At 68.8% G+C, this 401-nt stretch carries 1 protein-coding gene; it reads right to left on the reverse strand.

All coding sequences use genetic code 11. From position 1 onward, the window contains the following. Nucleotides 1–71 precede the first annotated feature (71 nt). Nucleotides 72–401: zinc-binding dehydrogenase (locus AC2JF9_RS10085; RefSeq protein WP_500727501.1), on the reverse strand; the 330-nt coding region annotated here is incomplete at its 5' end.

A 401-nucleotide genomic window follows, 5' to 3' on the forward strand; every position in this document is an offset into this window, starting at 1 on the left:
GGACCGGCACCGTCCACCCTGCTCGAGTGACTGCAGGCCCGGCCGAAGGCGAAGGCCCCAGGCGATCTGTTTCAGCCCACCTGGAGCATGATCTTCCCGATATGCCGGCTGGCTTCCATCAGGGCGTGGGCCTCTCCCGCCTTCGCGAGCGGAAAGACGGTGAAGATCTCCGGCCCGCATTCGCCGCGGCTGAGGAGCGGCCACACGCGCTCGCGCAGGGCGGAGGCGATCTCGCCCTTCTCGGCGGTTGTCCGCGGCCGCATGGTCGAACCCGTGATCACGAGCCGCCGCGCCGCGATGCGGGTCAGATCGATCCCGTCCGCAATCCGCCCGCCCATGAAGCCGATGATCACGAGCCGCCCGCCCTGAGCGAGACTTGCGATGTTGCGGGGGGTGTAATC

It is taken from the genome of Lactobacillus sp. C449L (genome assembly GCF_059900815.1).